Here is a 13,413-nt window from a genome sequence, read left to right as displayed (position 1 = left end):
AATTGTGTTGTATCATGACAACAGCGCATGCCTTAGCTCGATCTCCGAGCCAGTCGGCCGTGCGTGGCGCGTACGGAAACGTTCGACGGTGTGAATGGTGGTCAGCGTCGTCGGACCATCGACAAGACCAAGAGAAGCATGACTTGTTATAGCGTTTGCAAGCCGCGCCTGAGCAAATGGAACGTCGCCATCAAGCACATATCCGAGCATGCATCCGACTGGAAGATGCTCGGCATACTGTTCAGTCATGAAACGCATCATTCCCTGACTGACGTAAACGGTCGCCAATGAACTGCGGCTGCCCGAGTTCACTACGTTCAGCCGTTTACATTCGTAGGCTAAATAACGATCGCGTTCCCAGTCGAAGAGTACTGCGATGTCAATTATGCCCTTGCTATATTTGGAGCCGTCAGCGGCAAGGCCGAAAGGTTCGAATTGATACTCAACCCAGTGACATATCCGGCGCACGATGGCGTCCTTGGTAAGACGATCGACCAAGTTGATGGTGATATCATCCTCCCCAGGCTGAGCCGGAAGAACCGACATGCATACCGGCCACGCTTCCGCGATCCGCTCTAGGAAGCGATCATCGAACGTAACGAAACTGTCGGCCCATCCCTGAACGTCGCCGACCAGCATCAAATAGCGCTCCGCCGTGATGGTGAAGCTACTGCCTGCTGGAGATCGAGCGCTATTCCGTCTGCATCGGCGAGTGCAGTGGCGCGTAGCCAAAAGCGCATCTGCATCGGCTTAATAAGGTACAGGCAGTCGCCAACGAAAACACGCAGGTCCGGCATTAGCTGGAAATTACCGTCGAGAGGCCGACGAATATGAGTCGACAGTTGCTCGAGAACTGATCCTAGTTCACCGCCCGCGTCCTCGGTATAATCTTGATGGCCGCCCAGACGCAGTCGTAGGATCGCGAGGTCTGCTCCGCGTGCGACAAGACAGGCGTCGATGCGTTGGCCCCGGAACCATTCGGCGAGACTCGCCGTCAGTGTATGCGCGTATTCCGCACGCTGCGCTTCGTCGGGCGCGCTCCAAAGTTTGGGGAAATGCCCTTCATGAGGCTGAAGCGCCGGTAGGATTGACTCGACAGTATCATCAATGAGTGCAATTTCGTCAGGCGAGAGGCAAAAGTACTGGTATGACAGTTGATCAATTGCCCTTAGAATCTTTGTTTCGTCAAACTGAGCCGAAAACTGTTCTTTGGCGCGTTCTCTGGCGTCGTCAACGATCGTAATTAGTTGACGAGCGGCCTCAGCAGCCGCACTCTTATCTGGAACATCAGCAGGCGAAGGAAACGGCAAGCGTAGTAAATCGGCCTGCTGGACCTCGGGCCGATCCGAACCAAACGAAGCCGTGCCATGGAATGCGTACCAGACGGCGATCCGACTATTGAGAATCGCTGTCAGAACTTTGGCGCGTTCGCTATGCCCCTCAGGGACCACAATCGCCTGGAAGATATGCTGAAATGTTAGGGGCTCATCGCAGAAGGCGGCTCGCAATCGATTTTGCGAAGTCTCCACTCCGCGAGGGATAAGGATACGAGCACCATCGAATCCCGTCTCGAACCCGCGTCGACGAACCGTCGAAGAAGCGGCTGGCGTCAGACCTTCCGCTTTTTGAGCCAAGCGCGAGTATGCTGTAATCGGTAAGTCGGGCAGGCGCCCGACATACGTGCTTTGCAGAGGAGGGGCATCGCTCGTTTCCCGGTCCTCGTTGAAAGGCTGGTAGCCTTGCCCGATTACCCAACGGTCGCCAGGTTCCTCGCGGCGGCGGCTTAAGCTTCCAAAATCGGTTACAAAGGCTCCCAATTTGGGGAGCCGTGCGAGGTAACCGAACAGTTTGGCGTCCGGCTCACGCATCCATAGCCGCTGTTTGAATATGAGCGGATTATCCAAGACGGATCCCACTCCGAGAAGAACTTTGTCGGCGCTGCTCAGCGTGATGACACGCTTGATACGAAGATTGAGATCTGCCTTAGGCGCCCAATAATCGAAGCGATAGGGAAATGCGTCTGGTTTTGCGCTGCCGTAGATTATCAGTGCCGCCGGGCGGTGTGCTTTCTCGAAAAGCTGAAATCGAAGATCGGCAAAATTGATGACGCGGCGAACCTGGGATTTCCTGAAGAACGCGTCGCGCGCTTCGACCGTGTTTTGGGCGTGGTTGTGCAGAAATCCCATCGACGGCAACAGGAATGCGATCAATCCGCCGTCAGACAGGTGCGCGAGGGCTTTCCAACTGAATGCCCAAGCGTCCTCGCCGCCAGGCATCGGATGGCTTGTCTTCTTGCTCCACTGCACTGATGAGCGCGCTGGTCCGCGACGGCTGGTCCAAGGCGGATTGCCGATGATGACCTCGTACCGAGCAGTGTCCGGCACGACCTCGAAAAAGTCGCGGCAGACAAGGGTCTTGCCCCAGAGTTCCGGTAGAATTTTCCCACGGGTGATGAGCTTGCGGATGTCGCGGGGCGAAACCTCCTCAAGCAGGGCAACGTAGAGCGAGAACACTGCGACACGAACAGCGCCGCCGTTCAAATCCCAGCCATGAATCTGGTTCAGCAGCGACAGCAGCGTCTTCCAGGAAATCGTCTGCGTCTTGTGCTTCGTCCGCCAATGCTCACAGAGTCGTTGGAACGAGCGAACGAGAAAGACGCCCGAACCGCATGCGGGATCTAGGAATCTTCCAGTTGTCCGCGTAGCATCCGGCAACATTTCCCATGCTTGGGACACCACCGTATCGGCAAGGAACATTGGCGTATAATAGGCACCATTGGCGCGGCGCTCGGCCTCACGTTCTCCGAGAAAGCGATCATAAACAGCGCTGACGAGTTCGATTGGGATATAGCGGAAGTCATAGCCCCAAAAGCGCTGCTGGCCTGAATGTGCCATTTCTTCGCGCCCCGACCTGAAACGCGCGAGGACCGCAAGATGAGCCGGCGTGACCTCCGGTGCCTCGGCTTTTGGCTCGAAGGAGCACGGCGCGACGAATAGGTCGCCGTTGAAGTCATGATGCAGGGTTCGGAAGAAGGATCGGAAGAGAGCTACGTCGCCCGTTTCCAAAAGCTCAGAGAAGCTCTCAGCCCGTTTGTCTGAAACAGCCGTAAAATAGGCCGACGTTACGATTTCGCGATCTTCGAGATAGGCGATAAACATCGCTTGGATCAGCAGGGCCTGCGCCGCATCGGGAACGAGCGCGGCAGCCTGCAATAATTCGTGCGACGCGTTCAGATTGTCGAGTAGAACCTGGTCGATCCGCTCCTTGGGTTGGAAGTAGTCGCTATAGTCCCTCCAGAGCCGTCCCGATTCCACGCCATAGATGAGGTTTTGGAACCGCAAAGCTTCAGTCGTCAGGCTGAGGCTATCAATAAGACAACGGTTCTCAAACGCATCACCCGGATCGCTAAGCGGCGTGCGGGCGAGCGAAAACGCTCTGAGAGTGTCGTCGGCGATAACCAGCAATAGGCTTGCCAGGCCCTGGTTCCAGAGCGCGCCGTGAAGATCGATGATGGAGGCGCGATCATAGTGATCGGCTTCGAGAATTGCGACTGTGGGCACTCCCTGGACACAGAAGATCGCTGAAAGGCCCATTTCATTGAGTGCTGCGCGGATAGCGGGCGCGTGCGGGACATCGCTAACCGCATCAGCCGACTCATAGAGTTCGGGCGAATGCCGATGTGTGAGACCCAAGCGCTCTTTCCACTCTGGCGCCAGCGCAGATGCCGGAGCCGTGGTCATGCTCGTCTTCCACGTCGTTCAGTTTGCCGGCCAACCGCAGTCGGGGGAAACTTTAGATAACCTTGAGCCAGATCGGCTTCGGTAGCCGTGAGCGCCGACCGCAAGCGCGACACGATGGGCGCGCAAGGAACGCACAAGGTGGAGGCGTCGGGTGACGAGCGCGAAGGTGTGCCAGCATCAACGAGACGGATGCTATCGGCTTCGATCAGGGCAACGCAGGTCTCCAAAGAGAGCCAAGACTTGCCGCGACACTCGCTGAACAGCTGATCGAAACGGCGGCCAACAGTGCCAACGCGTACACCGAAATCTCTGACCAGTTCGGCCACGATCGCCATCGCGACGACGTCCCCAGGTGTGAAGCTTGGAGCATGCCCTTTGTGTGCAGCCAATGCCGGAATGGCATCCCGCCAAGTTCGAAGGGCATCCACTGAAATGGAAAGCAGCTCGCGAATCTGGCTTTGAGTGTAGCGCATTAAGCTAGATTAGCTGGGAATGATCCCCAGATCAATGCGGGGTTAACCCCCGATCAGTACCCTCTTTGTTCTCGTTGTTGCGTGCAGACTCTGTCTCTACACGCGCCGCCCGGCCGCCCGGCCGCCCACGCCTTCCGGGTGAGGCCCCGGACCACCCAGCGATGATCGGCCCGCCAAACCTCGCGAGTAGAAAGCGTATTAACAGACCATCGGTGCAGTGCCAGGATTCGCTTCGATATGGTGCTAAGCAGGCCTGCGTCTCCGCGAGACGGCAGGCAGGAGGGGCGCCTGATCGGCTGCGACGTCGCCCAGACTCTGCAGCCGAAGCAGCGGTCGAGCCGGCAACTGCACCGTCAGTTCAAGCTTACCACCGATCGCCTCGACATAACTCCGCAGCGTGGAGAGATACATGTCGGCCTGCTTTTCGATCTTCGAAACTGACGGCTGCTTGATGTGCAAGGCTGAGGCGATGTCGGCCTGCGCCTTGCCGGCGATTTGGCGCAGCTCGCGCAGGCCTTCGACTTCCTGCTTCATCTCCTGATAGCGGGTCTCGATCGCCGCCTGCTCCTCCGCAGGTAGCTCGGCAATGATCTCGTCGATGGTCCTGCCCATCTCACTTTCCCTTCTTTACGGATTGCAGGCTTTCCAGATGGTCGGAAAACCGTAAATCCGCTTTTGCGATTAGGCTCTTGTAGAAGCGCTTCTGGCTACCACCCGATTTGTCACCGGCCACGAGCATGATCGCGTTTCTCTCAGGGTCGAAGGCGAAGGCTGCTCGCCATTCGCCATCGGCCGCCTCGAACCGCAACTCCTTCATATTGGCGTGTCTGGACCCCTTGAGCGTGTCGGCATGGGGCCGGCCAAGCTGCGGGCCGAAATCGGCAAGCAGCTTGGCGGCGGCGAACAGCGCGATACGGACGTCTCGCTCTAAGGCCAGAACCTCGTCCTCAAAGGCCGAATGCAATCTGACTTCCCAAGTCATATAGCCTCCAAGCTATGCGGGGTCAATGGGAAGGATGCGCGGAGCGGCCGGCGACGCCGTGGGGATACGGCGGCAGCTCTCGGCCCAGGCATCAAGATCGTCGATGGCGTACCGTACCCATTTTCCAAATTTGTGGAAGATTGGGCCACCACCCAGGGAGCGATAGCATTCCAGCGTATGCGCTTCGAGGGCGAGGTAACGGGCGGCTGCCTCGGTATCGACGAAGCGGATCGGCCCAGCGTCATCAACGAACCTGGCGCGACGCAGGATGTCCGCCGTAGGCCAGCGACGCTGCTGGTTGGCATCTTTACGCATGGCTCGCCTCCTTTGGCTCATCGCGCTTGGTCCCAGGAGGGACGGCGCGGTTCTCGCCGGAGCGATGACGGAACGGGCGATAGTTTCCGAGCTTGGTGCGGGAACCATACTGGCCGTCCTCGTAGCCGAGGGGTTTGCCGGTCGCGGTCAACACCGGCTCGATAACCTCAATCTCGGGCGCCACCGAAGGCACTTCCACAATCGGCGCCGGCATCGGCGCGGGAGGCGGGCTCGCCGAGTGACCGCCAAGCAGAGCCTGCCGTCGCTGGTTCACCGCTTCCGCCGCCGCCCGTACCGGATCGTCCTCGGTGTGGACGTACTTCATGAACATGGTCACCGTCTTGTGGGCGGTGAGCGCCATGCCGACCTTCACCGGGATGCCGGAGTTGGCGATGTCGGTCGCCGAGCGATGCCGGATGCCGTGCGTTCCAATATGCGGGAGCCCCGCACGCTCAAGGATGCGCCGCCAGCCCTGGTAATAGGTGTGCTTCGACATCGGCAAATTGGGGTCGAAGACGGACGGGCAGACGAAAGGCGATTCCTCAAGGAGCGGAGCGGTCTCGAAGAGCCGCTGAGCTTCGGCACTCATGGGCTTGGACATGCCACCGGTCTTGCTGTCGGGCCAGACCACGCGCCGGTTGTCATAATCGACCCACGACCATTCGAGCTGGAGAATCTCCGACATGCGCGCAGCGAATTCGAACTGCAGCCGGATGGCCAGCAGGATGAATGGATGCTCAAGCCCCTCCGCCTCGGCGCGCGCGAGGTAGGCGAACAGCTTCTTCATTTCGCTATCGGTGATCAGCCGGGTCTTTCCCCGTTCCGGGTACTTCGGGACGTGGCGGCATGGGTTCGACCCGTCGGGGCGCATGCCCCACACCTCGGCCATGTTGAACATCTTCCGTACGGCCGCGAGGACGCGGTTCGCGTTTGTCGGCTTCTTCGACATCTTCTTCATCAGGTTCGAGATGTCGGCGCGGGTGACGTCGGGCACCTTCAGTTGGCCGAGCACCGGGATGATGTAGCGCTTGCCGTAACCACGGTTCGAATGGACGGTGGACGGCTTGTTGCGGCTTTCCGAGTAGTCGGTGATGAAGCGGTCGAAGAGTTCTTTGACCGTGGGCGCCTGCCGGGCCGTCGCCCGCTCAGCGCTGGGATCGACGCCGCGACGAACTTCGGCCAGCCAGTCCTGGGCGATGCCTCGGGCTTGCTCGACGGTGATCTCGCCATAGCGGCCGATAGCGGGCTTTCGGCGCTGTCCGTTGTGGGCGACATAGGCGACCATGAAAATCTTGCGGCCGGCCGGGGTGACCTTGACAAGGAACCCGGGTATCGTCGTATCCCGGAGTTCGTAATCGCGCTCCTGCGGGGTTGCGGCGTCGACAGCGGTCTTTGTGAGCTTGATTTTGGGCATTCCTAACCTCCGTTGAGGTCGGATTTCAGGAGCAACATAGGTGCACCTAGAAAGCCAACCGTAGCGTACGTCCGGCTAGGTATGTGTGATCTGAGAACCGAAAAAAGCTAGTGCTGACAATCGGTTATCGGGAAAACGGATACTGCCGGATACACAAAGGATAGGGTATATCCGGTCTCTCAAAATCGCCAGCCGCAAGGCGTGGGGGTTCGATTCCCTCTACCCGCACCACGGCGCAACCGATCGCCGCGGGACTTCGCCGGACAGCCGGACCGTATCCGCGCCGCGTACACCGATCCCGTCCATGACGAGCGCGATTCCGTCGCTCTGACGCCGCGTGGCTCGGCCCCTATTTTCGCCCTCACGCGGCGGCGGGGCCGGTCGTTCAGACGGGGCAAGGGCGTGAACGAGCACGGAATTGTCGCGGTCCTCGGAGCCGGCATGGCAGGCGCGGCCGCCGCGCGCCGGCTGGCCGAGGCGGGCCTCCGCGTCCGGGTCTTCGACAAGGGGCGCGGGGTCGGGGGACGCATGGCGACCCGGCGGGTCGGTGAGATGCATTTCGACCACGGCGCGCAATTCATGCGCGCGCGCGGGCCCGCCTTCGCGGCCGAGCTCGGCCGGTGGACGCGGCTGGGCATCGTTGCGCCCTGGGCCGGCTCCGACCGCCATGTCGGCGTGCCGGGCATGACGGAGCCCGTCCGCGCCCTGCTCTCGGACCTTCCGGTATCGAGCGCGACGACCGTCGTGCGGCTTCGACGGCAGGGAGCGCGCTGGCACCTCGAGGACGCGGCCGGCACCGTGCACGGCCCGTTCGACGCCGTCGCGATCACCTTCCCGGCCCCTCAGGTCACGACGCTGCTCGAGGTATCGGGCGTCGCGTTGCCCGGTGTCCGGCGCGCCACCTATGCGCCGTGCTGGTCGCTCATGGTGGCGACGGAGACGCGACCGCGGGATGTCCTCGTCCAGCCTCGGACCGATCCGATCGGCCTGATCGCGCACGATTCTGCGAAGCCCGGGAGGCCTGCCGGCTCGCGGCTCACGGTGCACGCGACGCCCGCCTGGTCCCGCGGACATCTCGAGGCCCCGCGCGAGGCGGTCATCGCCGCGCTTCTCGGAGCGGCCGAGGACGTCCTCGGCGCCACGCTCCGGCCGTCCCACGCGGAGGCACATCGCTGGCGCTACGCCCAGGTCGAGACCGCCCTGGAGCAACCCTGCCTGTACGATCCGGACCTGCGTCTCGGGGCAGGCGGGGATTGGTGCCTCGGCGCCCGGATCGAGGCGGCCTACGACAGCGGTCAGGCACTGGCCCGGTGCCTCCTGGCCGATCTGGGCCGGCCCGCGTGATCCCGCCGATTGCCTTCCATCCGGCCTACGAGGCGCCGCTCCCGTCAGGCCACCGGTTCCCGATGCGCAAGTACGGCCTGCTCGCCGAAACCTTGGTCGCCAAGGGTCTGGCGCCCCTGGGCTTCGTCACGCCGGAGCCCGCCAGTGCCGAGATCCTGCTACGCGCCCACGATCCGGCCTACGTGGATGCGGTGCTCGCCTGCGATGTCGGCCGGGACATTGAGCGGGCGATCGGCTTGCCGGTCGACGCCGCCCTTGTCCGCCGCTCCCGCGCCTCGGTGGGCGGCACCCTCTTGGCCGGGCGCCTCGCCCTCGCGGAAGGCCTCGCGGGCAGCGCCGCCGGCGGCAGCCACCACGCGCGGCGCCGGCAGGGCGCCGGTTTCTGCGTGCTGAACGATGTCGCGGTGGCGGCCCGCACCCTCCAGGCCGAAGGTCTGGTCCGGCGCGTCCTCGTGGTCGACCTCGACGTGCATCAGGGCGACGGGACCGCGGACTGCCTCGCCCTCAGTCCCGACCTGTTCACGCTCTCGATCCATTGCGAGAACAACTACCCGTCCCAGAAGATCGCCGGCGACCTCGACATCGGTCTGCCCGACCGTCTCGATGATGCTGGTTATCTCGATGTCCTGCGCGCCCGCCTGCCGACGCTCCTCGACGCGCTCGCGCCGGATCTCGTCTTCTATAACGCGGGCGTCGATCCCCATCGGGACGACCGTCTCGGCCGTCTCTGCCTCACCAATGACGGACTGCTCGCTCGCGATCGCTACGTCGTGGCGCAGGCCCGCGCCCGTGGGATCGCGCTCGCCGCAGTGATCGGCGGCGGGTACACGCACGATGTCGAGGCCCTGGCGCGCCGTCACGCCCTGGTCTTCGAGGCGCTGGCCGCCGAGGCGGCCGCGGGACCGACGCTCGCGTGAGATGCTGCGCGGGAAATCTGCGCGAGTTCTCGGGGTGAGACCGGATTGCATCACGCGACGGTCGATATGCAGTCCTCGGGTTCACGGGAAAGGTTTTGGGAAGGGCTCCGGTCGAGGATGCGGGGCAGGCGGATTGATGAGGCGGATCCGCTGCTCGCACTCGATGACGCCGTTGGGGATCGACCATGCTCACGCGGGTCTGGGACGTGGTGAAGGCGACGCTGGCGGTGTCGGCCCTGATCGCCGCCGCCCTCGTCTCGGCGGACAAGCTCGATCGCCAGAGATCACAACCGGTCGCCGGCGCGGCTCTGGTCGAGCCTGCGACGACCGGTGCGATCGCACCGGCGATACGTCCGTGACGTCAGCGGCCCCTCACTCCGCGGCCGCGAACCTGCGTCAGATTGAAACAAGCACGACGGGATATCTTTTCCGGCCTCGGCGTTCTCGCCGGACGCCGAGGCTTGGCCGCTCGCGGCCCCGATCCGCTCAGGAGACATCCTTGATGAAGTCCGCCACTTTCGCCCTCTTCGCGGTCCTGGTCGGCACGGCGCCCGCGCTCGCGGAGACCGGCGCGGACCGGGCCGCCTGCACGCCGGACGTGATGCGGCTGTGCGCCGCCCAGATCCCGAACGCGGGGGCGATCACACTCTGCCTCCGCGAGAAGCGGGTGTCGCTGAGCGGTGCGTGCCGGACGGTGGTCGACCGGTCCGACCGGCCGGCCCGCGAGATCGCGAACCGCCGATAGCGCGACACCTCGGCAACCTGCCACGAGCGGCCGGGCCTCGCCCGTGAAGTGCCGACCGCGACGACGCGGCGGCGATCGCGCTGTGAACCGGTCGCGCAGGCGCGGTCAGGCCGCCTGCGGAGGCGCGCATCGCGCGAAGGTCAGGGGGCGCGGCCCACACGCTCTGCCGTGTCTAGCTCGGCCCGACCGGACGGCCCGCCGTCGGTGTCTTCAGGCGGAGCGCTCGAACGCCGCCACGTAGGCCGCGGCGTCGCGGGCGACGTCGGCCGCCGCCTTCCCGGGCCGGTAAAGATTGGACCCGAGGCCGAATCCATCGGCGCCCGCCTGCCGCCAGCCCGCAATGGTCTCGGGCAAGACTCCGCCGACGGCCAGAACCCGCGTGTCCGGCGGAAGGACCGCGCGATGCGCCCGGAGCGCCAGAGGCGTCGCGACATCCGCCGGGAACAGCTTCAGCGCGGTTGCTCCCGCCGCCAGGCACGTGAAAGCCTCCGTGGGCGTCTGATAGCCCGGAAGGGAGACAAGGCCCGCCGCGACGGTGGCGCCGATGACGGCCGGATCGGCGTTTGGCGATACCACGAGGGTTCCGCCAGCATCGGCGACCTCGCCGACCTGAGTCGGCGTCAGGACCGTGCCGGCCCCGACCAGCGCCCGCCCGGCGAGGCGCTCGGCGAGCGTCGCGATGCTCCGGAGCGGGTCCGGCGAGTTGAGGGGCACCTCGACGAGGGTGAACCCGGCTCCGACCAGCGCCTCCCCCACGGCGGGTGCCTCGTCCGGCGTGAGCCCCCGCAGGATGGCGACGAGGGGGCAGGCCGCGAAGGCCGCCTCGAACCGGTCGAGGATGGTCATGCCCGCAGACTCCAGATGGCGTGGATACCGGCCGTGGTTGAACCGTCCGGCACGATCACCGGATCCCCGCCCGCTTCGGTGATGGCGGCGGCGTAGAGTGCCCCGAGGCGGCCGCCGCCGAGGAGATGGACCGGGCGCCGCCGGAGGTCGTCCCGGGTGCCGATATCGGCGCCGATCAGGATCCCGCTGGCATGGGCCGCCGCGTCCTCCGGGGCGAGCCGGTCGAGCAGGAGGCCGGAGCGGACCTCGAACAGGGTGGCGGCGAGATTGCGGGACGCGAGGCCGCGCCGGACACCCGCGCGGAAGGGGGCCCCATCCCCGACCGTGCCGTCGAGCGTCCCGGCCAGGATCCCGTGTGCCCGCAGGAGGGCGAAGAATTCTCCGGTCATCACGGTGGTGAAATCCGTAATGGCCCCGTCGACGGTCTCGATCCACTTGTTGTGCGTACCGGGCTGGCAGAACAGGGCCGTCGCCGGCACCGCACCCGCTCCGATCGCCCCGAAGACCTGGATCTCCTCGCCCCGCATCACGTCGGGGCGGCCTCCGCCCCGCAGAGCGACGCCGGGGACGATCCGGACGCCCGGGGCGGGCTCGAGGCAGGCATCGGCCAGGGCGGTGAGGGTTGCCGGCGCGGCCACGTAGGGCGCCGCCTGCCAGCCCCGGTTGGAGCCGATCATGCCGACGGCGATGATGAGGTCAGCGCCCAGTCGCGCGCGCAGGGCCGCGATCTCCGCCGGATAGGCGTCGGGCGTCAGGGCGAGGACGCCACGCTCGTCGTGCAGGCTGTCGAGGACGGCGCCCGTTTCCGAGACGGCGAAGGCCCGCCGGTTCGTCGTGCCCCAGTCGACGGCGATGTAGGCCGGGCGATCGCCCATGCCGAACTCTCTCAGAAGAGCCACGCGATGAATTGTCTGAGTTAAGTGCGGCGCGCGGCGCGGTCAAGTTCAGTCCGACGGCCGTCGTGACACGGAGGGCGACTGATATCACTCCCGGGGGATTGTCGCGCCGCCACGAGCGTTTGCGATGGACTGCGCGGCTGCGGATCGGCGATATGGCGGCAAGAAATCGAACCCGGGAGGGACACGCTTGGCACGGGATGTAATCCTGGCGACCGATGGCCTGACGATGGAATTCCGCGGATTCCGGGCCGTCAACGGCGTGGCGTTGCAGGTCGAGCGCGGCACCATCCACGCCCTCATCGGGCCGAACGGAGCCGGCAAGACCACCTGCTTCAACCTTCTGACGAAGTTCCTAATCCCGACCGCGGGGACGATCCGCTACAAGGACCGCGACATCACCGGCCTGAAGGCCGCGGACGTCGCCCGCCTCGGGCTCGTGCGCTCGTTCCAGATCTCGGCCGTGTTCCCGCACCTCACGGTGATGGAGAATGTCCGCATCGCCCTTCAGCGGCGGCGGCGCGGCGATTCCTTCGACTTCTGGCGGCCCGAGCGGGTCCTGCGCGCGCTGAACGGCGAGGCGCTCGCCCTCGTCGAGGCGGTGGGCCTCTCCGACTTCGCCGACGTGCTCGCGGTCGAGCTGTCCTACGGGCGCAAGCGCGCGCTCGAGATCGCCACGACGCTCGCCCTCGATCCGGAGATGCTGCTCCTCGACGAGCCGATGGCCGGCATGGGCCACGAGGACGTCGAGCGCACGGCGCAACTCATTCGCCGGGTCTCGAAGGACCGCACCATCCTGATGGTGGAGCACAACCTCTCGGTGGTCGCCTCGCTGTCGGACCGGATCACCGTGCTGGCCCGCGGGCAGGTGCTGGCCGAGGGCGACTACGCCACGGTCTCGAAGGATCCGCGCGTGGTCGAAGCGTATATCGGGGCGGGACATGCCTGAGGCGGCTCTGAAGACACCTCCGGCGGCCGCGACCGACGCGCTGCTGACCGTCCGCGGCCTCGAGGGCTGGTACGGCGAGAGCCACGTCCTCCACGGCATCGACATCGACGTGCGCGCGGGCGAGGTGATCACGCTGCTCGGCCGCAACGGCGCGGGCAAGACCACGACCCTCCGGGCGATCATCGGGATCCTCGGCAAGCGCTCGGGCTCGATCGTCTACGACGGCGTCGAGACGGTCCGTATGGCCTCGCGCAACATCGCCCGGCTCGGGATCGGCTACGTGCCGGAGGAGCGCGGCATCTTCGCGAGCCTGACGGTCCACGAGAACCTGATGCTTCCGCCGCGGGTGAAGCCCGGCGGCATGTCGGTGGCCGATATCCACACGCTATTCCCGAACCTCAAGGAACGCGCCGGCAGCCAGGGCACCAAGCTCTCGGGCGGCGAGCAGCAGATGCTGGCGATCGGGCGCATCCTGCGCACAGGCGCCAAGCTGATTTTGCTCGACGAGCCCACGGAAGGTCTCGCGCCGGTCATCGTCCAGCAGATCGGCCGGACGATCCAGCAATTGAAGACTCAGGGCTACACCATCGTCCTGGTGGAGCAGAATTTCCGCTTCGCCCAGACTTTGGCGGACCGGCACTTCGTGATCGAGCAGGGGCGGGTGGTCGACATGATCCCCAATGCCGAGCTTGACGCCAATATCGACAAGCTGCACGCCTATCTCGGCGTCTGAATCTCGCACGCGAAAACCGTAGAAGCGCCAGAAAACGGCGACCCGATACTCGGCCGGCG

At 64.6% G+C, this 13,413-nt stretch carries 14 protein-coding genes; 6 read left to right on the top strand and 8 right to left on the bottom strand.

Annotated elements, in window-relative coordinates:
- Nucleotides 1-12 precede the first annotated feature (12 nt).
- From ACX9MN_RS06245 to ACX9MN_RS06220, 6 genes are all read right to left on the bottom strand, one after another.
- Nucleotides 13-639, bottom strand: a complete 627-nt coding sequence (locus ACX9MN_RS06245; RefSeq protein ID WP_489723969.1) for a hypothetical protein — start codon at nucleotides 637-639, stop codon at nucleotides 13-15.
- The gene (locus ACX9MN_RS06240) at nucleotides 639-3,740 is read right to left on the bottom strand and encodes an HsdM family class I SAM-dependent methyltransferase (RefSeq protein ID WP_489723968.1); all 3,102 of its coding nucleotides are present in this window, start codon (nucleotides 3,738-3,740) and stop codon (nucleotides 639-641) included. The genes ACX9MN_RS06245 and ACX9MN_RS06240 overlap by 1 nt, the downstream gene beginning before the upstream one ends.
- A gap of 716 nt (nucleotides 3,741-4,456) precedes the next feature.
- Entirely contained in the window at nucleotides 4,457-4,825 is a 369-nt protein-coding gene (locus tag ACX9MN_RS06235; RefSeq protein WP_489723967.1) for an XRE family transcriptional regulator, read from the bottom strand.
- Between the two features lies 1 nt (nucleotide 4,826).
- The gene (locus ACX9MN_RS06230) at nucleotides 4,827-5,195 is read right to left on the bottom strand and encodes a type II toxin-antitoxin system RelE/ParE family toxin (RefSeq protein WP_489723966.1); all 369 of its coding nucleotides are present in this window, start codon (nucleotides 5,193-5,195) and stop codon (nucleotides 4,827-4,829) included.
- 12 nt (nucleotides 5,196-5,207) lie between these two features.
- A complete protein-coding gene (locus tag ACX9MN_RS06225) occupies nucleotides 5,208-5,510 on the bottom strand; it encodes a helix-turn-helix domain-containing protein (RefSeq protein WP_489723965.1) in 303 nt (100 codons plus the stop codon).
- On the bottom strand, nucleotides 5,503-6,924 hold the full coding sequence (locus tag ACX9MN_RS06220; RefSeq protein ID WP_489723964.1) for a tyrosine-type recombinase/integrase: 1,422 nt from the start codon (nucleotides 6,922-6,924) through the stop codon (nucleotides 5,503-5,505). The genes ACX9MN_RS06225 and ACX9MN_RS06220 overlap by 8 nt, the downstream gene beginning before the upstream one ends.
- Before the next feature lie 402 nt (nucleotides 6,925-7,326).
- Here ACX9MN_RS06220 and ACX9MN_RS06215 point away from each other — a divergent pair, with 402 nt between their 5' ends.
- From ACX9MN_RS06215 to ACX9MN_RS06200, 4 genes are all read left to right on the top strand, one after another.
- Nucleotides 7,327-8,268 carry an NAD(P)/FAD-dependent oxidoreductase gene (locus ACX9MN_RS06215; RefSeq protein WP_489723963.1) on the top strand — a complete coding sequence of 314 codons (942 nt, stop codon included), beginning with the start codon at nucleotides 7,327-7,329 and terminating at the stop codon, nucleotides 8,266-8,268.
- On the top strand, nucleotides 8,265-9,185 hold the full coding sequence (locus tag ACX9MN_RS06210) for a histone deacetylase family protein (protein ID WP_489723962.1): 921 nt from the start codon (nucleotides 8,265-8,267) through the stop codon (nucleotides 9,183-9,185). Before ACX9MN_RS06215 ends, ACX9MN_RS06210 begins: the two co-directional genes overlap by 4 nt.
- 185 nt (nucleotides 9,186-9,370) lie before the next feature.
- Nucleotides 9,371-9,544, top strand: a complete 174-nt coding sequence (locus ACX9MN_RS06205) for a hypothetical protein (RefSeq protein WP_447697953.1) — start codon at nucleotides 9,371-9,373, stop codon at nucleotides 9,542-9,544.
- A gap of 143 nt (nucleotides 9,545-9,687) precedes the next feature.
- Nucleotides 9,688-9,930 (top strand): hypothetical protein, encoded by a 243-nt coding sequence (locus ACX9MN_RS06200; RefSeq protein ID WP_091978360.1) that lies wholly within the window; start codon nucleotides 9,688-9,690, stop codon nucleotides 9,928-9,930.
- A 210-nt stretch (nucleotides 9,931-10,140) separates the two neighbouring features.
- On the opposite strand, the gene ACX9MN_RS06195 is transcribed toward ACX9MN_RS06200, so the two are convergent.
- Together ACX9MN_RS06195 and ACX9MN_RS06190 are read right to left on the bottom strand one after the other, a co-directional pair.
- A complete protein-coding gene (locus ACX9MN_RS06195; protein ID WP_091978361.1) occupies nucleotides 10,141-10,776 on the bottom strand; it encodes a 2-dehydro-3-deoxy-6-phosphogalactonate aldolase in 636 nt (211 codons plus the stop codon).
- Nucleotides 10,773-11,651 (bottom strand): 2-dehydro-3-deoxygalactonokinase, encoded by an 879-nt coding sequence (locus ACX9MN_RS06190; protein ID WP_489723961.1) that lies wholly within the window; start codon nucleotides 11,649-11,651, stop codon nucleotides 10,773-10,775. The genes ACX9MN_RS06195 and ACX9MN_RS06190 overlap by 4 nt, the downstream gene beginning before the upstream one ends.
- A 211-nt stretch (nucleotides 11,652-11,862) precedes the next feature.
- On the opposite strand from ACX9MN_RS06190, the gene ACX9MN_RS06185 reads away from it, so the two are divergent.
- Together ACX9MN_RS06185 and ACX9MN_RS06180 are read left to right on the top strand one after the other, a co-directional pair.
- Nucleotides 11,863-12,621 carry an ABC transporter ATP-binding protein gene (locus ACX9MN_RS06185; RefSeq protein ID WP_026604669.1) on the top strand — a complete coding sequence of 253 codons (759 nt, stop codon included), beginning with the start codon at nucleotides 11,863-11,865 and terminating at the stop codon, nucleotides 12,619-12,621.
- Nucleotides 12,614-13,354, top strand: coding sequence for an ABC transporter ATP-binding protein (locus tag ACX9MN_RS06180; RefSeq protein ID WP_042674624.1), 741 nt, complete (start codon nucleotides 12,614-12,616; stop codon nucleotides 13,352-13,354). The genes ACX9MN_RS06185 and ACX9MN_RS06180 overlap by 8 nt, the downstream gene beginning before the upstream one ends.
- The last annotated feature ends 59 nt before the right edge of the window (nucleotides 13,355-13,413 follow it).

The organism is Methylobacterium sp. 1A, from assembly GCF_058072805.1.
Note: the sequence above shows the minus strand (reverse complement) of the source record. Positions and strands in the feature narration are given on the sequence as shown.